We start from the raw sequence: 20,161 nt of genomic DNA, 5'->3' as shown, positions 1-20,161 counted from the left end.
GGCAACCGGCCGGCGGCGCAGCCGGTCGCTGCCGCCGAGGCCCCGATGTCCGGTCCCGAGACCCGCCCGCTCCTCGTGATCCTGTCCAACGAGATCCAGCCGGCCGATGCGCCGGGGCGCTACAGCGCGCCCTATTCGGTGCGCAGCCTGATGAAGGCGGCCGACCGGGCGGGCTTCGAGGTCGCCGCCGGGCCGGTCTGGAGCTTCCAGCTCCGGCTGCCGAGCGACGGCCGCCCGGCGCGGCTGATGGCGATGGGGCGCGTCTACGAGCCCGCCGCGATGATCGTCCGCGCCACCGGCGGCGGCAGCACCCACATGGTCCGCGCCATCGACCATGCGCTGCGCCGCAACGGCTGCGTGATGCTCGACCCGAACGAACGCTTCCAGCGCGGCTCCACGGATCTCAGCGACCTGATCGTCGAGGCCCAGGGCAGCGGCGCGGATGTCGACCGCACGCTGGTGGCGAGCCGGGTCGATCTCGCCGCCTGCCTGCGCGCGCACGACTATTCCCGCGGCAAGTTGGTGGCCAAGAGCATCGCCGGCTCGGGCGGCGTCTCGGTGCGCTGGGTCGACGGCTCGGCCGAATCGATCCGGGCGGTGCTCGACGTGGCCGAGAGCTTCGGCCGGCAGATGCCGCCCTTCCTGATCGAGCCGGCGCTCGACATCGCCGCCGAATACCGGGTCTACACCCTCGACGGCGCGGTGATCGGCTGCGTGCGCCGGGTGGCGGCCGGGCCCGAGCGCCCGGCCAATGCGAGCCAGGGGGCCGAGCTGGTCGAGGAGCCGGCGCCGGCGGATGTGCTCGATGCGCTCGGCAAGGTGATGCGCCAGGGGCTGATCGGCTGGGATGTCGCCCGCCTCGCCGACGGGCGCACCGTGGTGATCGAGATGAACCGCCCGCCCTCCTGGCGCCACTTCGCCAAGGTCTCGAAGACCGACATCGCCGAGCTGGTGGTGGCGCATCTGAAGGCCCGGCTCGCGGCGGCGCAGGCCGGCTGACCGGGGCAGGGGCCCCGCCCGCCCCCGCCGCCCCCCGCCGGTCACGCCGTCACCGCCCCCGCCGCCACCTCCGGCGCGGCCTCGGCGATGGCCGCCTCGGTCAGCGCCAGATCCGCCTCGGTCAGCGCCGCGGAGATGTAGAACTTGCCGTCCGGCTTCAGCACCCCGCGGTTGCGCAGTGCCCGGGTGAAGTCCATCGCCCGGCGCCTGTCGGCGTGGAAGATGTCGCGGTAGTTGCGCACCGGCGCCTCGGTGAAGACCGCGTCGAAGAGGCAGGGCACGCCGACCACCTGCACCGGCACCCCCGCCGCCGCGAAGGCGCTGCGGATCGCCCCCTGCAGCCGCCGGCCGGCGGCCTCGATGTGCGCGTATGTGCCGGGGCGGCGCAGGATCTCCAGCGTCTTGAGCCCGGCCACCGCCGCCACCGGATTCCCCGAGAGCGTGCCGACCTGGTAGAGAAACCCGTCCTCGCCCACCGCCTCGCGGTCGAAATGGCGCATGATCGCGGCGGGCCCGGCGATCGCCGCCAGCGGGAAGCCGCCGCCGATCACCTTGCCCAGCGTGCAGAGATCCGGCGTCACGCCATAGAGCGCCTGCGCCCCGCCATAGCCGAAGCGGAAGCCTGTCACCACCTCGTCGAAGATCAGCACGATGCCCTGCGCGGAGGCGATCTCGCGCAGCCCCTCGAGAAAGCCCGGCTCGGGCGGGATCAGCCGTTGCAGCGGCTCGACGATGATGCCGGCGATCTCCGGGCCATGCGCCGCCACCAGCGCGCGCACCGCCTCGAGATCGTTGAACGGCGCCACCAGCACGTCGCCGCGCACCGCCTCGGCGATGCCGGCGCTGTCGGGCACCGGCTCGGGGAAATTGGCCAGCCGCTTCGGCGCGAGGCTCATCAGCGCCACGTCGGACATGCCGTGATAGCCGCCCTCGAACTTCAGGATCTTCTGCCGGCCGGTATGCGCGCGGGCCAGCCGCATGGCATAGAGATCGGCCTCCGAGCCGGTGGAGACATAGCGGATCTGCTCGGCGCAGGCGACGGCATCGACGATCACCTCGGCGAGCGCGATGCCATGCGGGTTGTTGGCGAAGAAGGTCAGGCCGCTGGCAAGCTGCGCCTGCACCGCGGCGATCACCTCCGGGTGGCGATGGCCGACAAGCATCGGGCCCGAGCCGATCAGGTAATCGACATAGTCCCGGCCATCGGCATCGCGGATGCGCGCGCCCTCGCCGCTCTCGATCACGATGTCGCCGGGAAAATTGCCGAAGCTGCCGGCGGGCAGCACCGCCTGGGCGCGGCGGATCCAGTCGGCCTGGGCGGGGGCGGCGGCATCGGCGGAATGGTCGGAAATTGTCATGACTGGCTCCGATTGGTACAGTTGTACCAATACGCCGATCCGCGCGGAAGGCAACACCCTTTCGGCCGCACACCGCCGCACGACGCACGCGCGGGGGAGAAGCAGGGCGGATGCGCCGCGGCAGGCGCTATTTCGGGACGGACTTGAAGAAGCCCCCGGAGGCGCCCGGCACCTTGCGGCGGGTGCCCGGGGCCGGCTCGCCAACCCGGATGGTGCGCGAGACCGCGGGCCGGAAGCTCACGCTGTCATACCAGTCGAGCACCGCCGGCAGCCAGGCCGCGGGCCAGCCGTGTCCGCGGTCGTGGATCAGCAGGTCGAGCGCCGAGCCATGCTCGCAGTCGGACCAGGTCTGCCGCTCGAAGCCGAAGAAGCGCCCGGCCGGCTCCGGGCCGCGGCGGCAGCGATTGGTGCGCGCGATCAGCCCGAGCGCCTCGCCGAGATCGGCGCTGTCGACGATCGGCCCCTGGCGCCGCTCGCCGGCGAAGGGCACGATCCGGTCGTCCGGCGAATGGGTGTGCAGGAGCCGGACCGGGCGGCGGCAGGCGCGCGGCAGCATCCCGCCATAGCTCGCGGCATGGGAGGCGAAGGCGACGCCCATCTCGGGGTGGTGGCAGGCCATCTCGAAGACCATGTAGCCGCCGTCGGAATGGCCGGCCCAGATGATCCGCCCGGGGTCGATATTGACCCGCCGGCGGGCGTCGAACACCACCCGGCGCAGGAAGTCGACATCGTCGCGCGGGTGGCGCGCGGCGCGGATCCGCCGGCCCCAGCCGGTGCCGCGCAGGCTGCCGAGATAGGTGATGTCGAGCGCCTGCGGCACGATCAGTGCATAGCCCCGGCGCACGATCTCCTCGCGGAACTGGCGCGAGTCGGTGATCCGCCGGCTCTCGCCGAGCGAGCCGTAGAGATAGACCAGCGCCGGGAACGGGCCGAGCCCCTGCGGCAGCAGCACGCGGTACTCGCCGTCCTCGACGCGGCAGGCGCTGTCGCGCTCGGAGAAGGCGCAGGGGTTGATCACGCCCGACTGCGCCGCCGCCGGGGCGGCGGGCCCGGCGAGCAGCGCGGCGAGCAGCCCGCCCCGAAGCATCCGCCCGAACATCGGCCCGAACATCCGCCCGAACATCCGCCCGAACATCCGCGCGGGCTTTCCCGGGCGCCTTCCCCGGCGCCCGCTCCGGCGCCCGGCCCGGCGCGCGCCGGCCGGCGCCATCAGCTCTCGTCGTCGAAGCGCTGCTTCACGTAGCGCCCGGGGGCCGGCTCGATCTGGCCGAGCACCGTGCCGGGGCTGCGCCCGGGCACCTTGCCGTCGGATTTCGCGGCGAGCCACTTGTCCCAGTGCGGCCACCAGGAGCCCTTGGTCTCGGTGGTGCCCTCGCGCCATTCCTCGAGCGTGGTGCCCTTCAGCCCGCGCTTGGTCCAGTACTGGTATTTCCCCGAGGCCGGCGGGTTGACGACGCCGGCGATATGGCCGCTGCCGGCGAGGATGTAGGTCTGGCTGCGGCTGCCGAGCATCTTCGCCGCGCGATAGGTCGAGGGCGCCGGCGCGATGTGGTCCTCCACCGTGCCGACATGGAAGCAGGGCAGCTTGACCCTGGAGAGGTCGAGCCGCTGCCCGGCGATCTCCATCTCGCCCTTGGCGAGCAGGTTCCGGTTGTAGAAGGTGTCGAGGTAGTACATGTGCACCCGCCCCGGCATCGCCGTCGAATCCGAGTTCCAGTAGAGCAGGTCGAAGGGGAAGTTCTCCTTGCCCAGCAGGTAGTTGTTGATCACGAAGCCCCAGATCAGGTCGGTCGAGCGCAGCGAGTTGAAGGCGGCGAACATGTTCTCGGCGGCGAGATAGCCCTTCTCGTCGACCGCCTGCTCGATGGTGTCGAGCACCTCGTCATCGACGAAGGCCTGCAGCTCGCCGGCATCGGTGAAGTCGAGCTGGGCGGTGAAGAAGGTGGCGGATTTCACCCGGTCGTCGCCGTTGGCGGCCATGTAGGCGAGGGTGCTGCCCACCATGGTGCCGCCGATGCAGTAGCCGACGATGTTGGCCTGCGGCTCGCCGGTCTCCTCGAGCACCTTCGCGAGGGCGGTGAGCACGCCCTTGGTCATGTAGCTCTCCCAGGTCTCGTCCTTCTGCGCCGGGCCGGGATTGACCCAGGAGATCACGAAGACCGTGTGGCCCTGCTCGACCAGCCAGCGGATCATCGACTTCTTCTCGTTGAGGTCGAGGATGTAGAACTTGTTGATCCAGGGCGGGCAGAACAGCAGCGGGGTCTTGTGCACCTGCTCGGTGGCCGGGGCATACTGGATCAGCTGCAGCAGCTCGTTCTCGAAGACCACCGCGCCGGGGGTGGTGGCCATGTTCTCGCCCACCTTGAAGGCGCTCATGTCGGTCTGCTGGATCAGCAGCTGGCCCTTGCCGCGCTCGAGGTCGCGCACCAGGTGCTCGAGGCCGCGGATCAGGTTCTCGCCCTTCTCGTCGATGGTGGTGCGCAGCACCTCGGGGTTGATCACCGGCGAGTTCGAGGGCGAGGTCGCCTCGATGAAGTTGCGGGTGATCAGCTCGAGCTTCTTGCGGTCCTGCGGGGTCAGCCCCTCGGCCTCGGCGAGGCGGCCCTTCAGCCAGTCCGCCGTCAGCAGGTAGGACTGCTTGAGATAGTCGTAGAACGGGCTCTCGTCCCAGAGCTTGTCCTTGAAGCGCTTGTCGCCGCGTTCCGGCTGGATCAGCGGCGAGGCGGCCTCGCCGGTCCAGGCGCGCTGCATGGTGCGGGTCCAGAGATCGGCCTGCGCCGCCCAGAGCTGGCCCATCGCGGTCGCCATCCGGTCGGGATGGTCCCAGAAGTCGTAGGCCCAGCGCGCCATCGAGGGCACCGTGTTGAGCGGATCGGGCTTCAGATGGCCGATATCGTCGATCTGCTTGTCGAGCGCCTCGGCCCAGACCTTGGAACTGCGCTCGACGATGCGTCCGATGCGGTCCGAAAGGACCGGCAGGTCGGCGGCGGGGTCGGTGGGCTTCGTCGCGGGCTCGTCGGCCATGGCGGGCTTCCTCCGTGGTCTTGCTCCTCCGGCGGGAGCTTGGGGACCCGGCCATCGGCCGGGCCCGGCGGTTCGGCACTGGCCAGCCCCCGCGCAGGGGGGTAGGGTTCCGCCACGGGGAAGCCGGCCCTCAACAATCCATAGCAGACCGGAGGCGGGCGAATGAAGCGGTTTGGGGCAGCGCATGGTGTCGCGGCGGCGCTGGTGCTGGCGCTGGCGGGCTGTGAGAGCTTTCGCCTGTTCAACGAATACCAGGTGGTCGAGAGCCCGGAGGTCGAGGCCACGCCCTGGCCGCTGCTGGTCGATGTGCCGCCGGCGCCGCCGCCGGGCACCTACACCGCCGCCGTGCCCGATCCGGCCGGGGGCATCGCGGTGCAGACCGAGCTCTCGCTGGCCTCCGAGAGCGCCGGGCCCAAGGCGGCGCGGCTGGCCCCGCCGGTTCTGAGCGAGGCCGAGCGGAAGGCGCTGGCCGCGGCCGATCCACGGCGCGATCGGCGCACCGCGGAGGCGCGGCGGCCGCCGCTGACCCCGGCGGAACGGGCGGCGCTGGTCGAGGCCGAGGCCGCCCAGCGCGCCCGGCGCCGGGCCGCGGAGGCGCAGGCGGCGGCGGATGGTGCGGAGACCGAATGAGCCGGCAGGCCGCAGGGAGGACAGCGCGATGATCGATCCGGAGACCTGGGACTGGGCGGGCGAGCGCGATCGCCTCGAGAAGGCGATGGCCGAAGTCACCCGCGAGACCCGGCTGGTGCCCGGCCAGCCGGTGGTGCTGAGCTTCCATTTCGTGCCCTGGGTGCCCGGCGCGCAGCCCGACGCGTTTCTCGCGAGCCTCGAGGCGGAGGGCATGCCGGCGGGCATCCGCGAGAAGACCGAGGAGCGGCCCAAGCACATCGCCGCCACCGTGAAGCTGACCTTCGGGCTGGCGGAGATCCGGGAGGCGAGCGAGCGCACGGCGCGGCTGGCCTTCCGCTTCGGCTTCGCGCCCTTCGGCTGGGATCTGCGCGGCTGAGCGCCCGGCCTGCCCGGATGCGCCGCTTTTGCCGGTTGAGCCGGCCGGCCGGACGCGCTAAGCGCCGGCGCGAGCCCGGTTCGCGGCATCCGCCCGCGGCCCCCCGTCCCGACAGCGTCCCAGTCCCGCCCATCAGCCCGGAGATCGCCCGATGACCCGCCCAGACACCTCGCCCCTCAGGATCGGCATCGCGGGTCTCGGCACCGTCGGCGCCGGCGTGGTGAAGCTGCTTGCCGCCAATGCCGGGGCGATCGCCGCGCGCGCCGGGCGGCCGGTTGCGGTCACCGCGGTGTCGGCGCGCTCGCGCGGCCGCGACCGCGGGGTGGATCTCGCGCCCTATGCCTGGGAGGACGACGCGGTGCGCCTCGCCGCGCGCGATGACGTGGACTGCGTCGTCGAGGTGGTCGGCGGCTCCAACGGCCCGGCCAAGGCACTGGTCGAGGCGGCGCTCGCCGCCGGCAAGCCGGTGGTCACCGCCAACAAGGCGCTGATCGCCCATCACGGCCAGGCGCTGGCCGAGGCGGCGGAGGCGGCCGGCGTCGCGCTGCGCGCCGAGGCCGGGGTGGCCGGCGGCATCCCGGTGATGAAGGCGCTGACCGAGGGCCTCGCGGCCAACCGCATCCACCGCGTCTCCGGCGTGCTCAACGGCACCTGCAACTACATCCTCACCGAGATGGCCGCCACCGGGCGGGGCTATGCCGAGGTGCTCGCCGAGGCGCAGGCCAAGGGCTATGCCGAGGCCGATCCGGCCTTCGATGTCGGCGGCACCGATGCGGCGCACAAGCTGGCGATCCTCGCCGCCGCCGCCTTCGGCACCCGGGTCGATTTCGCGGGGGTCACCACCGAGGGCATCGAGCGCATCACCGCGGCCGATATCGAGACCGCGGGCGATCTCGGCTTCGCCATCAAGCTGCTGGCGGTGGCGCGGATGGAGGCCGGCGGGCTCGAGCAGCGCGTGCGCCCCACCATGGTCCCGCGCGAGAGCCTGATCGGCAGCCTGCCCGGCGTCACCAACGCGGTGGTGCTGGAGGGCGATTTCGTCGGCACCTGCGCCTTCACCGGCCCCGGTGCGGGGGAGGGGCCGACCGCCTCGGCGATCGTCGCCGATCTCATGGACATCGCCCGCGGCGCCGCCGGGCCGCTCTTCGCGCAGCCCGCGGCGGGGCTCCGGGCGGCCGAGCGGCTCGACTACTCCGACGAGCACGCGCCCTACTACCTGCGCTTCTCGCTGCTCGACCGGCCCGGCGCGCTGGCGGCGCTGGCCTCGGCGATCGGCGAGGCCGGGGTCTCGATCCACCGCATGCGGCAATACGGGCGCGGCGGCGCGCGGGCCGGCGCGGTGCCGGTGGTGATCGTCACCCACGACGCCCGGCGCGAGATGATCGACGGCGCGGTGGCCCGCATCGCGGCGCTGGATGTGAGCGCTGCCGAGCCGGTGGCGATCGCCATCGAGGAGATCTGAGCGGCTTGCACGCTGGCCGGGGGCGGCCTAGAAGCCCGGACAATGGCCCCGGCGGCAGTCGACCCGGGCCGAGCTGAGGGAGAATGGCGATGACCGATGATGTGCGTCTCGATTTCCAGGACCGGATGCTCAGCCTCGGGCTTGCCCGCGTTTCCGAGGCGGCGGCGCTGGCGGCGGCCCGGCTGATCGGGCGGGGCGACGAGAAGGCCGCCGACCAGGTGGCGGTGGACGCCATGCGCACCCAGCTCAACATGCTCGACATCAAGGGCACCGTGGTGATCGGCGAGGGCGAGCGCGACGAGGCGCCGATGCTCTATATCGGCGAGGAGGTCGGCTCCGGCAGCGGCGTCGAGGTCGATATCGCGCTCGACCCGCTCGAGGGCACCACCCTCACCGCCAAGGCGATGCCGAACGCGATCACCGTGATCGCCATGGGCCCGCGGCACTCGATGCTGCACGCGCCGGATGTCTACATGGACAAGCTGGCCATCGGGCCCGGCTTCCCGGACGGGCTGGTGGATATCGACATGAGCCCGGACGAGCGGGTGCGGGTCTTCGCCAAGGCCAAGGGCTGCAGGCCGGAGGATGTCAGCGTCTGCATCCTCGAGCGTCCGCGCCACAAGGAGCTGATCGATGCGGTGCGCTCCACCGGCGCCGCGATCCGGCTGATCACCGATGGCGACGTCGCCGGGGTGATGCACTGCGCCGACCCGGCCGAGACCGGGATCGACATGTACATGGGCCTCGGCGGCGCGCCGGAGGGGGTGCTGGCCGCGGCGGCGCTGAAATGCATGGGCGGGCAGATCCAGGGCCGGCTGATGTTCCGCAACGAGGACGAGATCGCCCGCGGCCGCCGCGCCGGGATCGAGGATCTCGATGCCAAATACAGCCGCGACGACATGGTGAAGGCCGACGTGATCTTCGCCGCCACCGGCGTCACCGACGGCTCGATCCTGAAGGGCGCCCGGCGCCACGGCGACTTCATCGAGATGGAGACGCTGCTGATGCGCTCGCGCACCGGCTCGATGCGCCGGCTGATGTATCGCACGCGGAATTTCTGATCTCTGCGGCCGGCGGGCCGCCGATGGCCCGCACAGCCGGCACGGTGCCGGCATTTCGGGCGGGCGACCAGCCGCCGCCAGCGCCCCGGCCGGGCGCGGCGGCTCGCTGCCTGCATCTGGCGGAGCCGCATGTTGCGCCTGCGTTCCGATGGAGGATACCACAAGTCGTTGCGGTCTGACCCGCTCGGTGCCATAGATATGGCATGCTGGATGACTCGAAAACGCCCCCCGCCTTTCTCGGCGTCGCCCGGTCGGTGACCGGCCGGCGCTGGGTCGGCCCCGACGCCTATGCCGAGCGCCTCGGCCTCGCCATCGCCCAGACCGCCGCGCTGCCGGAGATCGTCGGCCGGGTGCTGGCGCTGCGCGGGGTCGGCCCGGAGGAGGCCGAGGGCTTCCTCGCGCCGACGTTGCGCGCGCTGATGCCCGATCCGAGCCGGCTCGCCGACATGGACCGCGCCGCCGAGCGCCTGGCCCTGGCGGTGCGGCGGCGCGAGCGCATCGCGCTCTTTGGGGACTACGACGTCGACGGCGCCGCCTCGGTGGCGCTGATGCTCGACTGGCTGGGCGCCCTGGGGCTCGAGGCCACCCCCTATATCCCCGACCGGATCGACGAGGGCTATGGCCCCAACCTGCCCGCCATGACCGGGCTCGGCGCGGCGCACGACCTGCTGATCTGCCTCGACTGCGGCAGCGCCGCGCCGGAGCCGATCGCCGCCGCCTGCCGGGCCGGCGCCGATGTGCTGGTGGTCGACCATCACCTGACCGAGGGCGCGGTGCCCGGGGCGCTGGCCGTGGTCAACCCGAACCGGGCCGACTGTCCCTCCGGCCAGGGCCATCTCTGCGCCGCCGGGGTCGCCTTCCTGCTGCTCGCCGCGACCAACCGGGCGCTGCGCGGGCAGGGCGCCTTCGCCGGGCGGCCGGAGCCGGACCTGCGCGCCTGGCTCGATCTGGTGGCGCTGGCCACCATCGCCGATGTGACGCCGCTGATCGGGCTCAACCGGGCCTTCGTGCGCCAGGGGCTCGGCGTGCTGGCGCGGCGCGGGCGGCCGGGGCTCGCGGCGCTGGCCGATGTGGCGGGGCTGACGGCGCCGCCGAGCGCGCGCGATCTCGGCTTCGCGCTGGGGCCGCGGATCAATGCCGGCGGGCGGGTCGGCGCGGCGGATCTCGGCACCCGGCTGCTGGCCACCCGCTGCCCGGACGAGGCGGCGGCGCTGGCCGCAAGGCTCGACGGGCTGAACCGCGAGCGCCGCGAGATCGAGGCGGCGGTGCTGGCCGCGGCGGCCGAGCAGGCCGAGGCGCGCGGCGCCGACGGCCCGCTGGTCTGGGCCGCCGGGGAGGGCTGGCATGCCGGTGTCGTCGGCATCGTCGCGAGCCGGCTGAAGGACCGCTTCAACCGCCCCGCGGTGGTGATCGGGCTCGACGGCGCCGAGGGCAAGGGCTCGGGCCGCTCGGTGCCCGGGGTCGATCTCGGCTCCGCGGTGGCGGCGCTGGCGGCCGAGGGGCTGCTGCTGAAGGGCGGCGGGCACCGGATGGCGGCCGGGCTCACCGTGGCGGCGGCGCGGCTCGAGGCGGCGATGGACGCGCTCGGCGGGCGGCTGGCGGCGCAGGGGGCGGGCACGGCGGGGCCGGAGGATCTCGCCATCGACGGTGCGCTGGCGCCGGGCGGCGCGAGCGTCGAGCTGGTGGCCCGGCTCGAGGCGGCGGGTCCGTTCGGCCCGGCCAATCCGGCACCGCGGCTCGCCTTCGCCGGGGTGCGGGTGCAGGGGGTGAAGCCCGTCGGCACCGGGCACATGCGCTGCCGCTTCGCGGGGCCGGGCGGCAGCGTCGATGCCATCGCCTTCCGCGCCGAGGACAGCGGCCTTGCCGCGGCGCTCGCCGATGCCGGGGCCTCGGGCCAGCCGGTGCATGCCGCGGGGCGCCTCGAGATCGACGACTGGGGCGGCCGGCGGCGCGCCAAGCTGCGGCTCGAGGATCTTGCGATCCCCTGAGCGATCCGCTGAGCGATCCCCCGGGCGATCCCCGGAAAAATGCCCGGATTTGCTCTTGCGCCATCCCCGGGCCTTCGCTATCTAGCGCTGCACCGGCGCCGGCGCGCCCTTCGTCTAGCGGTCTAGGACGCCGCCCTTTCACGGCGGAAACACGGGTTCGAGTCCCGTAGGGCGTACCACGCGAAGGACAGCCGGTGCAGAAAGTCGCCCCCCCATGGGCGCCCTTCGTCTAGTGGTCTAGGACGCCGCCCTCTCACGGCGGAAACAGGGGTTCGAGTCCCCTAGGGCGTACCAACCTTCCTCCCGGGGCAGCTTCGTCCGGATTGATTGACGCGCGCATTTCGGAGCAGGGCCTTGCGGCTTCATCATTTCCTCGCGGCAGCGGTCCTGCTGCTGGCATCCTGCAGCATCCAGCGTGCCGCGACCCCCGTCCCCGACCACATCTTCGCGCTCTGCATCGAGTCCAACCCGGCCGTCCACATGGAGGGGTTCCTGCCTGCGCTCGTCCGCCAGGTCGAGATGCGCGGGGTCAGGACCGAGGTCGTGCAGGGCCCGGCGCCCGGGCATTGCCGCCATGTCATGCGCTACACCGCCACCTGGCGCTGGGATCTCGCGATGTATCTCTACACGGCGCGGCTGGAGATACTGGACGCGGGGCGGGTGATCGGCTCGGCCAGCTATGACGCCAGCGCCGGCGGGCTGAGCATGGAGAAGTTCGGCTCCACCGAGGGCAAGATCGGCCCGATGGTGAGCGACCTCCTGCACCAGTGAGGCGGGCGGAGACGCCGCCGCTCACCAAGAATTAACCACCCCCGGCGATTCTGGGCGCCGTCCAGAACGGGCTCAGCCCGCAACCGGGGTGCGTGGTGGCGAGAGGCGAGACAGCGAGGCGGCGGCGCGGCGGCGCGGGGCAGGGCGGAGGCGCCCGGTGATCGCGCTCGAGCGGGTCTCCAAATCCTACCGCACCGACGGGCGGCCGAAGACGGTGCTCGACGATGTCTCGGCGGTGTTCGAGAGCGGGCTCTCCTACGGCCTGCTCGGCGTCAACGGCGCGGGCAAGTCCACCACGCTGCGGCTGATCGCCGGGATCGAGCTGCCCAATGCCGGGCGCGTGCGTCGCAGCCGGCGGGTCTCCTGGCCGCTCGGCTTCGCCGGCGGCTTCCACCCGCAGATGACCGGGCAGGAGAACATCCATTTCGTCGCCCGTGTCTATGGCGAGGACCCGCGCCGCATCGCCCGCTTCGTGCAGGAGTTTGCCGAGCTCGGCGACTATCTGCGCAACCCGGTGAAGACCTATTCCTCCGGCATGATGGCGCGGCTGGCCTTCGGGCTCTCGATGGCCATCGAGTTCGACGTCTACCTGATCGACGAGATCACCGCGGTCGGCGATGCCCGCTTCCAGGCGCGCTGCGCGGCGGCCTTCGATGCGCGGCGCAGCACGGCGGACCTGATCGTCGTCAGCCACTCGATGCAGACCATCGCGAAATACTGCGACCGCGGCGCGCTGATCGTCGAGGGCCAGCTGCTGACCTATCCCGATGTCGGGCTCGCCATCGCCGCCTATCTGCGGCTCAACCGGTGAGGCGGCGATGACCGAGCCGCGGATCACCGGCCCCGCCCCGGCCCCAGCCACCCCGGCCCCCGCTGCCCCCGTGTTGCCCGACGGGCCGGCGGCGCTGCGCGCGCATGTCGCGCAGGGGCTCTCCGCCGCGGCGGGCCGGCACAATTTCTCCAACCGGCGGCGGCGCTTCGATGTCGGCTTCTCCGAGCGGCGGCGGGCCGGGGCGATCCGCGCCTTCGCGCGGGCCGGCTTCGCGCTGCTGGTGGCGCTGCCGATGGCGCTGGCCGGTGTCTACTACGGCTGGCTGGCGGAGGACCGCTACGAGGTCGAGAGCCGGATGATCCTGCGCGTCAACCAGGCGGCGCGGCCGGACCGGCTCTCCGGCATCACCGGCCTGCCCTCGATCGAGATGCAGCGCGACACCCAGGTGATCGCGGAATATCTCGGGAGCGCGGGCCTGGTGGCCGAGCTCGCCGCGCGCGAGGGGCTGCGCGCGCGCTGGACCGGGCCGGCGGCCGATCCGCTGCGCCCGGAGACCTGGATCGCCGGGGACTGGGTGGCCCGCCTCGCCCCGGATGCCCCGGCGGAGGACCTGCATGCCCGCTGGGAGGCGCTCTCGGGCGCCGAGATCGAGCTGCCGGCGGGGATCGTGGTGTTCCGGCTGCAGTCCTTCACGCCGGAGGGCGCGCGCGACCTCTCGGCGGCGGCGATCGCCGCGGCGGAGGCGCTGGTCGAGCGGCTGAACGCCCGCGTCTGGGCCGATGCGGTGGCCAAGGCGGAGGCGCTGTTCCGCGATGCCGCCGACCGGCTGGCCGCGGCGCAGGCGCGGCTCGCGGTGGCGCGCAACGAGGCCGGCGTGCTCGACACCGAGGCCGAGGCCGGGGCGCTCTCGGCGCTGGCCTCGAGCACCCGCGCCGAGCTGATCCGGCTGGAGCAGGACCATGCCGCGCAGGCGCAGCATCTGGCGCCCTCGTCGGCCCGGCTGCAGGCGCTCTCGCGGCGCATCGCCTCGCTGAAGGCGCAGCTTGCGGCGCTGGGGCGCGAGCGGGTCGGCGCCGGCGCGGCCGACGGGCGCAGCCTCGCCGAGGTGATGGCCCGCTTCGCCGAGATCGAGGTCGAGCAGGAGCTGGCGGAGCGCCAGTTCCTCGCCGCCGCCGCCAAGCTCGAGGAGGTGCGCCAGGTCGCCGAGGCGCGGATGATGTATCTCGACGTCTTCGTCGAGCCGGCGCTGCCGGAGGAGCCGAGCCACCCGCGCCGGGCGCTCTGGCTCGGGGTGATCCTGACCGCCTGCCTGGCGCTCTGGGGCGCGGCGGCGGGGCTTTTCGCCACGATCCGCAACCACATGGCCTGAGGGGGCGGCATGGGCGAGGCACTGGCGGCGACGGGGCGGGCGATCCGGGCGGTGATGCTGCGCGACATCCGCACCCGCTTCTTCAACCACGGGCTCGGCTACCTGCTCGCGGTGAGCTGGCCGCTGGCGCATATCCTGATCCTGCTGCTGTTCTACACCTTCCTCGGCCGCTATGCGCCCTGGGGGCAGAGCATCGAGCTGTTCTTCGGCACCGCGCTGCTGCCTTTCATGACCTGGAACTACATGTCACGCTTCATCATGATGAGCCTGGTGATGAACCGCCAGCTGCTCGCCTTCCCGGCGGTGAAGATCCTCGACATCCTGTTCGGCCGGGCGCTGCTCGAGCTGCTCGGCAGCTGCGCCATGGCGGCGCTGCTGGTGGGCATCGCGCTCGCTGTGGGGATCGACCCGATGCCGGCCGACATCGTGCAGGCGGCGGCGGCGATGGGCGCGGCGCTGGCGCTCGGGCTCGGCTGCGGCATGCTCTCGGCGATCATCGCCATGGTGCTGCACGGCTGGGTGACGATCTACACGCTGATCGTGATCGGCTGCTACATCTTCTCCGGGATCCTCTTCGTGCCGAGCGCGCTGCCGGCGCGCTTCGGCGAGGCGCTGAGCTGGATCCCGACCATGCATCTCGTGGAATGGATGCGGGGGGCCTATTACGAGGGCTATCCCGACACGCTGCTCGACCGGCCCTACGTGCTCGGCTGGGCGGCGGCGACCATCGTGCTGAGCCTCGTGCTGGAGCGGGCGATCCGCGGCCGGCTGCTGGGCGGATGAGGCCCGCGCGGCCGGGGAGGAACCATGTTCACGTCATTCACGCCGAACGGCGAGCTTGCGGCCCGCGGCGGCGGCATCTGGGAGGCGACGGGGCCCGACCCGCAGATCGCCATCGCGCCGGGCCGCGCCGGGCCGCGCTTCGCGGTGATCGAGCTCGAGGCGCGCGACCGGCCGCTGGATGCGGCGGTCTATCTGCGCGAGCGGGGCGGCTTCTCCGAGGCGGAGCGGGTGGATTTTCCCGAGAGCCGGGTGCTGCTGCTGGCGATCGATCTCCGCGCCGGGCCCGGCCGGCTCGGGCTCAGGCTCGACCCGGCGGAGCATCCGGGCACGCGCTTCGCGCTGCGGCGCTGGAGCCGGCGCAGCCGGGCCGGCCTCGTGCGCCTGCTGCGCGCGCGGCTGGCGCGGCGGCCGGGGCTCACGGTCAACCTGATCGGGCCGGATCCGGGGCTCGCGGCGCGGCTCGGGAGGCTGCGGCGCCCCGCGGTGGGGCGGCCCGGGCTCGGCCAGAACCTCGCGCGGATCTGGGAGATGGCGGCGCTCGAGGCGAGCCTTTCGCCGCTGCCGGTGCCGGTGCAGCCGGAGATCTCCTTCCTGGTGCCGGTCTACGATGCCGAGCCGGCCTGGCTCGACCGGCTGCTCGCCTCCTTCGAGGCGCAGGGGCCGGGGGCCGAGTTGATCCTCGCCGATGACGGTTCCTCGAGCCCCGAAACCGCCTTCTGGCTGGCCACCCATGACCGGGTGCCGGGGCTGACCGTGCTGCGCGCCGGGGCGAACCGCGGCATCGCCCATGCCACCAACCGCGCGCTGGCCGCGGCCCGCGGCGCCTGGGTCGGGCTGGTCGACCATGACGACGCGCTCTCGCCCCATGCGGTGGACCGGCTGCGCCGCGCGCTCCGCGATCATCCCGAGACGCTGTTCCTCTACACCGACGAGGTGGTGACCGACGAGGCCGGCGCGCCGAAGGGTGCGTTCTGGAAGCCGGCCTTCGACCCGGTGCTGCTCTCCGGCGTCAACTACGTCAACCATCTCTCGGTCTATCGCCGCGAGCGGCTGGCGGCGTTGGGCGGGCTGCGCGAGGGTTTCCACGGCAGCCAGGACTACGAGCTGGTGCTGCGCTACACCCGCGGCCTGCGCGCCGGGCAGATCCGGCACCTGCCCTATCCGGCCTATCAGTGGACCGAGCGGGCCGGCAGCGTCTCCCATGCCGGCAAGGACCGGGCGGTGGCCAATGCCCGCAAGGCGCTCGAGGAGCAGTTCGCCAGCCTCGCCGGCCCGGCCCGCGCCGAGCCGGCGCTGATCGGCGAGCTGCACCGGATGCGCTTCCCGGAGGCGCCGCGCCCGCTGGTCTCGGTGATCATCCCGAACCGCGACAGCCACGAGATGATCGCCCGCGTGATCGGCGACCTGCGCGCGCGCACCGACTATCCGCGCATGGAGATCGTCGTGGTCGACAACGGCTCCACCGATCCGCGGGTGCATGCGCTCTATGCCCGCGAGGCCCGGCGCGGCGATTTCCGCTACGAGATCCGGCCGGAGCCGTTCAACTTCGCCGCCATGGTCAACCGCGGCGCGGCGATGGCCCGCGGCGAGGCGCTGCTGCTGCTCAACAACGACATTTCGGTGATCGAGCCCGGCTGGCTCGGCGAGATGGTGGAATGCCTCGCCTATCCGGGCACCGGCGTGGTCGGGGCGAAGCTGCTGTTCCCCGACCGCACGCTGCAGCATGGCGGCGTGGTGCTCGGCCTCGGCGGCTATGCCGGGCACTGGTACTACCGGGCGGCAGAGGACGATCCGGGGCCGATGGGCCGGCTCGCGGTGCGCAACTCGCTGAGCGTGGTGACCGGCGCCTGCATGCTGGTGACGGCGGAATGCTGGCACCGGCTCGGCGGCATGGATGCGCGGCGCTTCGCGGTGGCCTACAACGACGTCGATCTCTGCGCCCGCGCGCGGGAGGCCGGATATGGCGTGGTCTGGACCCCCTTCGCCACGCTGTTCCACCACGAGAGCGCCTCGCGCGGCTCCGACATGGTGGGTGAGAAGGCGCGCCGCTTCCAGCGCGAGAAGGATGCGCTGGCCGCGCGCCATGGCACCGCCACCCTGGTTGATCCGAGCTTCAGCCCCTGGTGGTCGCGTTTCCAGTCGCGCCCGCGGCTGGTGGTGGGGGAGCGGCTGCCGGCGGCGCGGGTCTTCCTCGGCCTGGCCAGCGCCGCACCGCTGCGCGCGCCGCTCAGCCTCGCCGGTCCAGCCGGTGATCGGCGACCGATGCCCAGATCAGCGCGAGGATAGCCCAGCCCGCGCTGAGGCCGAGAAAGGCCAGCAGCGTGAAGGCGGCCCGGCGCGGATGGTCCGACCGCTCCGGCCGCTGGGCCGGGTCGAAGAGGTTGAGGAAGACCGACTGGCGCGCCCGGTCGATCTCCGCATTGATCCGCCGGGTCTGCGCCAGGCCGTAGAGCTTGGCGGCGAAGCGGCGGCGGATCTCCAGCGCCTCGAAACGGCCGAGGGCGGCGGCGAGGCTGGCATCCGCGGCGGCGCCGGAGCCGAGCTGGTCGCGCAGCTGCGCGATGTCCCCGGTGATGCTGGCGAGCCGGGTGCGCAGCGCCCGGGCGCGCGCGGCATCGCCGTCCACCACCCGGTCGAGCACGCGCAGCTCGCTCTCGAGGCGGATCCGCTCGGTGGTGAGCTGGCTCAGCAGCCGCACCGTCTCGGCGCCCTCCTGGCCGGGGTCGAGCAGCCCCTCGCGGTCGCGGAAGGCGGAGAGCGCGGCGATGCTGGCCTGCAGCCGGCGCTCGGATTCCGCGGCCTCCGCCTCGGCCCTCGCCACCGCATCGGCCTTCTGGCGCAGCGAGAGCGCGTTGACCAGCGCCTCGGCCCGGGCCACCGCCGCATCGGCCAGCGCCAGCGCATCCTCCGGGCGGAAGGCGCGGATCTGCAGGCTGACGATGCCGGACGGCCCGTCCACCGCCACGCGCACCCGCTCGCGCCAGTAGTCGAACCGCGCCTCCGCCGGCAGCCCCTCCGGCATGCGTGCCCAGAAATCCGCCTCCGGGCGGCGGAACATCGCGTCGACATCCAGCACGGCGCCGAGATCGGCGAGCAGCGCCCGGCTCTCGAGATAGCTCGCCGCGACATGGGTGAAATGCGAGACCGTCTCGGTGGCCAGACCGCTGCCGATGCGCTCCGGCGCGCCCTCCGCCGCCTCGAAGCCGAGCGGGCGGGCCCGGGTCTCGCGCAGGGTGAAGCGCGCGGTGGCGGTGAACTGGTCGGCGGCGTGGCGGTAATAATAGGTGCCGATCACGACCACCGGCAGCACCACGATCAGCGCGAACGAGATCACCGCCGGCCAGTTGACCCGCCGCGGACGCGCCCTCGGCGGCATCGGCGCGGCGATCGGCGGCGCCATGCCGGCCTCGGCGCCGGGACCGGGGCCGGAGCCGGTTGCCGCCGGCCCGGCGTCGATCTCCACCTCCGGCGCGGGGTCCGGCGCGCGCCGGCCGCGGCGGCCGGGCGGCGCGAGGCGGATCACCGGCTGGGCGCTCACCCTGCCGTCTCCGCCGCGCCGGCCGCCGGGCCGCGGCTGCGCGTTGCCAGCACCGAGAGCGCCGGCCCGCCCTCGGCCGCGGGATCGTCATGGGCGATCTCCAGCCGGTCGAAGCCGAGCGCGCCGAGCAGCGCCATCAGCCCGCCGCGTTCCATCCAGACATGCCGGTCGCGCGGGCCGCCGCAGAACGCCGCCTTGCGCTCGGAGCCGAGATAGCCGCGCTCGTGCAGCCGCAGCGGCACGCCGCCATGCGCCGCCTCGAGCACCCGCCCGGTGAAGGCGCCGCGGCGTGGGTCGCCCTCCGGCATCGCGGCGGCGTCGAAGAGATGGGTCCAGAGATAGAGCCGGTCGGTCACCGCGGCGAGGCGTGCCAGCAGCGCCGCCGGATCGGCCATGTGGTAGAGCACGCCCGAGGCCAGCACGAGGTCGTAGCGGCCATCGGCGCTGCCGAGCCCGGCGGCGAAATCGCCATGATGGAAATGCGCGCGATCGAGCCCGAGCAGCTCCTTGGCGATCAGGCAGCGCAGGAAGGCCAGCCGGTTGCCCTCGATCGCGTCGACCCGGGCGGCGCCGGCGGCGTGCAGCATCGCGGTGTGCCCGCCGTCGAGCGGCCCGAGCTCGAGCACCCGGGCGCCGGCGACGCCGCCGAGCCGCTCCAGCGCCCAGGCGATGCGGCTGTCGGACATCAGCCCGAGCGTGCCGGCCTCGGCGCCGGTCTCGGGCGGCAGCGCGGTGCGCCAGCCGGGCACCGCATCGACGGCGTTCTGCGCCGAGGGCGGCGTGGCGACATAGCGGTCGAACAGGTCGGGCAGGGGGAGCGGCCTCTGCGATCCTTTTGCGCGCGCGGAGAACATGGGGTCTAACCTCTGATGCAGACGGTGCGGGATGGCGGCGGAGCGGGGCGATGATCGGCGCGGGAGCCGGGAGCGGAATCGGGCGGCGGATCGGGGCGGCGGCCGAGCGGCTGGCGGCGCGGGCGATGATCCGCCCCCGCTCGCCCACCGCGGATCTCTACCTGGTCAACGCCTGCGGCGGCTGGATCGGGCCGGACCGGCCGGTCGCGCGGCTGGGGCCGGGGGTGTTCGCCTCGGCCGAGACCCTGGTGGTGGTGCGCAACTGGGGCCGGGCCGAGGCGCTGCCGCGGCGGCGGCGGGTGATCTGGCTGATCGACGACGACATCGAGGCGGCCTGCGCCGACCGCTCGCTGCGACCCGGCCAGCGGCTGAAGCTCGCGCTGTTCGAGCGGCGCCAGGGCCGTCGGCTGCTCGCGGCGGGCGCGGAGGTGGCGGTGAGCTCGGCGGCGCTGGCCGAGCGCTATCGCGGCCGGGCGCGGGTGCATCTGCTGCGCCCGCACTGGTCGGAGCCGCTGGCCGGGCTGGCGCATCATGCCGAGGCCGGGCCGGTGCGCATCGGCTTTCTCGGCTCGGCGGTGCATGGCGGGGATCTCGCCTTCCTCCTGCCGGTGCTGCGCGAGTTGCTGGACCGGCACCCGGAGGCGGAGTTGCATCTCGCTGCGAATCACCGGCTCGGCGCGCTCGCGGGGCATCCGCGGCTGCGCCCGATCCGCGAGACCTCCTGGCAGGCCTATCGGGCGAGCCTCGGCGCGCGGCGGCTGCACATCGCGCTCTATCCGCTGCGGGAGACGCCGGTGAACCGCGCCCGCTCGGTCAACAAGATCATCGAGCACGGCGTGGCCGGGGCGGCCGGGGTGTATTCCGCGGGCTGGCCCGAGGCGGCGCGGGTGGCGCGGCGCGGCGCCGGGCTGGTGCTGCCGGAGCGGGCCGGGGCCTGGGCCGAGGCGGTCTCCGGGCTGATCCGCGACGCGGCGGCGCGGCGCGCGCTGGCGGCACGCGGGCGGGCACTGGCGGCCGATCTCAACCATCCGGCGCTTCTGCAGGATTTCTGGCGGCATGGCTTCGCCCTCGGGCCCCCCAACCTCATCAATTGAGCAATATTTCGGCTGCTTTTCGTCAATACTCGGTTAACGACTGTTGCTTAACTTCGGGGGCGAACAGATCGAGACCGGAAAG

17 protein-coding genes and 2 tRNA genes are annotated in these 20,161 nt (G+C 73.3%); 14 read left to right on the top strand and 5 right to left on the bottom strand.

The window, feature by feature from the left end:
• Positions 1-45: 45 nt before the first annotated feature.
• A complete protein-coding gene (locus QSJ97_RS00225; RefSeq protein WP_285669457.1) occupies positions 46-999 on the top strand; it encodes an ATP-grasp domain-containing protein in 954 nt (317 codons plus the stop codon).
• Positions 1,000-1,040: 41 nt separating this feature from the next.
• Here QSJ97_RS00225 and QSJ97_RS00220 read toward each other — a convergent pair whose 3' ends face one another.
• The 3 genes from QSJ97_RS00220 to QSJ97_RS00210 all read right to left on the bottom strand — a co-directional run bounded on the left by QSJ97_RS00220 (position 1,041) and on the right by QSJ97_RS00210 (position 5,381).
• Positions 1,041-2,357 (bottom strand): aspartate aminotransferase family protein, encoded by a 1,317-nt coding sequence (locus QSJ97_RS00220; RefSeq protein WP_285669456.1) that lies wholly within the window; start codon positions 2,355-2,357, stop codon positions 1,041-1,043.
• Between the two features lie 127 nt (positions 2,358-2,484).
• Positions 2,485-3,492 carry a CE1 family esterase gene (locus tag QSJ97_RS00215; protein ID WP_285669455.1) on the bottom strand — a complete coding sequence of 336 codons (1,008 nt, stop codon included), beginning with the start codon at positions 3,490-3,492 and terminating at the stop codon, positions 2,485-2,487.
• A 74-nt stretch (positions 3,493-3,566) separates the two neighbouring features.
• Positions 3,567-5,381, bottom strand: a complete 1,815-nt coding sequence (locus QSJ97_RS00210) for a PHA/PHB synthase family protein (RefSeq protein WP_285669454.1) — start codon at positions 5,379-5,381, stop codon at positions 3,567-3,569.
• Between the two features lie 162 nt (positions 5,382-5,543).
• On the opposite strand from QSJ97_RS00210, the gene QSJ97_RS00205 reads away from it, so the two are divergent.
• The 12 genes from QSJ97_RS00205 (at position 5,544) to QSJ97_RS00150 (ending at position 16,879) form a co-directional block, all read left to right on the top strand.
• Positions 5,544-6,011 carry a hypothetical protein gene (locus QSJ97_RS00205; protein WP_285669453.1) on the top strand — a complete coding sequence of 156 codons (468 nt, stop codon included), beginning with the start codon at positions 5,544-5,546 and terminating at the stop codon, positions 6,009-6,011.
• A 28-nt stretch (positions 6,012-6,039) separates the two neighbouring features.
• Positions 6,040-6,387 (top strand): hypothetical protein, encoded by a 348-nt coding sequence (locus QSJ97_RS00200; RefSeq protein ID WP_285669452.1) that lies wholly within the window; start codon positions 6,040-6,042, stop codon positions 6,385-6,387.
• Positions 6,388-6,538: 151 nt separating this feature from the next.
• A complete protein-coding gene (locus tag QSJ97_RS00195) occupies positions 6,539-7,849 on the top strand; it encodes a homoserine dehydrogenase (RefSeq protein ID WP_285669451.1) in 1,311 nt (436 codons plus the stop codon).
• Between the two features lie 89 nt (positions 7,850-7,938).
• Complete coding sequence (glpX, locus tag QSJ97_RS00190) at positions 7,939-8,910, top strand: class II fructose-bisphosphatase (RefSeq protein ID WP_434220871.1); 972 nt, start codon at positions 7,939-7,941, stop codon at positions 8,908-8,910.
• A 203-nt stretch (positions 8,911-9,113) separates the two neighbouring features.
• Complete coding sequence (gene recJ / locus QSJ97_RS00185; RefSeq protein ID WP_285669449.1) at positions 9,114-10,898, top strand: single-stranded-DNA-specific exonuclease RecJ; 1,785 nt, start codon at positions 9,114-9,116, stop codon at positions 10,896-10,898.
• Positions 10,899-11,001: 103 nt separating this feature from the next.
• Positions 11,002-11,077, top strand: a tRNA-Glu gene (locus tag QSJ97_RS00180).
• 39 nt (positions 11,078-11,116) lie between these two features.
• A tRNA-Glu gene (locus QSJ97_RS00175) sits at positions 11,117-11,192 on the top strand.
• A 60-nt stretch (positions 11,193-11,252) separates the two neighbouring features.
• Positions 11,253-11,669, top strand: coding sequence for an Sbal_3080 family lipoprotein (locus QSJ97_RS00170; RefSeq protein ID WP_285669448.1), 417 nt, complete (start codon positions 11,253-11,255; stop codon positions 11,667-11,669).
• A gap of 157 nt (positions 11,670-11,826) precedes the next feature.
• Complete coding sequence (locus QSJ97_RS00165) at positions 11,827-12,480, top strand: ABC transporter ATP-binding protein (protein WP_285669447.1); 654 nt, start codon at positions 11,827-11,829, stop codon at positions 12,478-12,480.
• A gap of 7 nt (positions 12,481-12,487) precedes the next feature.
• On the top strand, positions 12,488-13,810 hold the full coding sequence (locus tag QSJ97_RS00160; protein ID WP_285669446.1) for a KpsE/RkpR family capsule polysaccharide export protein: 1,323 nt from the start codon (positions 12,488-12,490) through the stop codon (positions 13,808-13,810).
• Between the two features lie 9 nt (positions 13,811-13,819).
• Positions 13,820-14,593, top strand: a complete 774-nt coding sequence (locus tag QSJ97_RS00155; protein ID WP_285669445.1) for an ABC transporter permease — start codon at positions 13,820-13,822, stop codon at positions 14,591-14,593.
• 24 nt (positions 14,594-14,617) lie between these two features.
• A complete protein-coding gene (locus QSJ97_RS00150; protein ID WP_285669444.1) occupies positions 14,618-16,879 on the top strand; it encodes a glycosyltransferase family 2 protein in 2,262 nt (753 codons plus the stop codon).
• Here QSJ97_RS00150 and QSJ97_RS00145 read toward each other — a convergent pair.
• Positions 16,821-18,131 carry a KpsE/RkpR family capsule polysaccharide export protein gene (locus tag QSJ97_RS00145; RefSeq protein WP_285669443.1) on the bottom strand — a complete coding sequence of 437 codons (1,311 nt, stop codon included), beginning with the start codon at positions 18,129-18,131 and terminating at the stop codon, positions 16,821-16,823. The two genes, QSJ97_RS00150 and QSJ97_RS00145, sit on opposite strands and share 59 nt — an antisense overlap.
• Positions 18,128-18,985: a class I SAM-dependent methyltransferase gene (locus tag QSJ97_RS00140; protein ID WP_285669442.1), complete on the bottom strand. Its 858-nt coding sequence runs from the start codon at positions 18,983-18,985 to the stop codon at positions 18,128-18,130. The genes QSJ97_RS00145 and QSJ97_RS00140 overlap by 4 nt, the downstream gene beginning before the upstream one ends.
• Positions 18,986-19,035: 50 nt before the next feature.
• Here QSJ97_RS00140 and QSJ97_RS00135 point away from each other — a divergent pair, with 50 nt between their 5' ends.
• Positions 19,036-20,079 (top strand): hypothetical protein, encoded by a 1,044-nt coding sequence (locus tag QSJ97_RS00135; RefSeq protein ID WP_285669441.1) that lies wholly within the window; start codon positions 19,036-19,038, stop codon positions 20,077-20,079.
• Positions 20,080-20,161: the final 82 nt, after the last annotated feature.

It is taken from the genome of Paralimibaculum aggregatum (assembly GCF_030270585.1).
GTDB lineage: Bacteria > Pseudomonadota > Alphaproteobacteria > Rhodobacterales > Rhodobacteraceae > Thermohalobaculum > Thermohalobaculum aggregatum.
The sequence above is the reverse complement of the archived record's forward strand: the minus strand, read 5'-3'. Positions and strand labels throughout refer to the sequence as shown.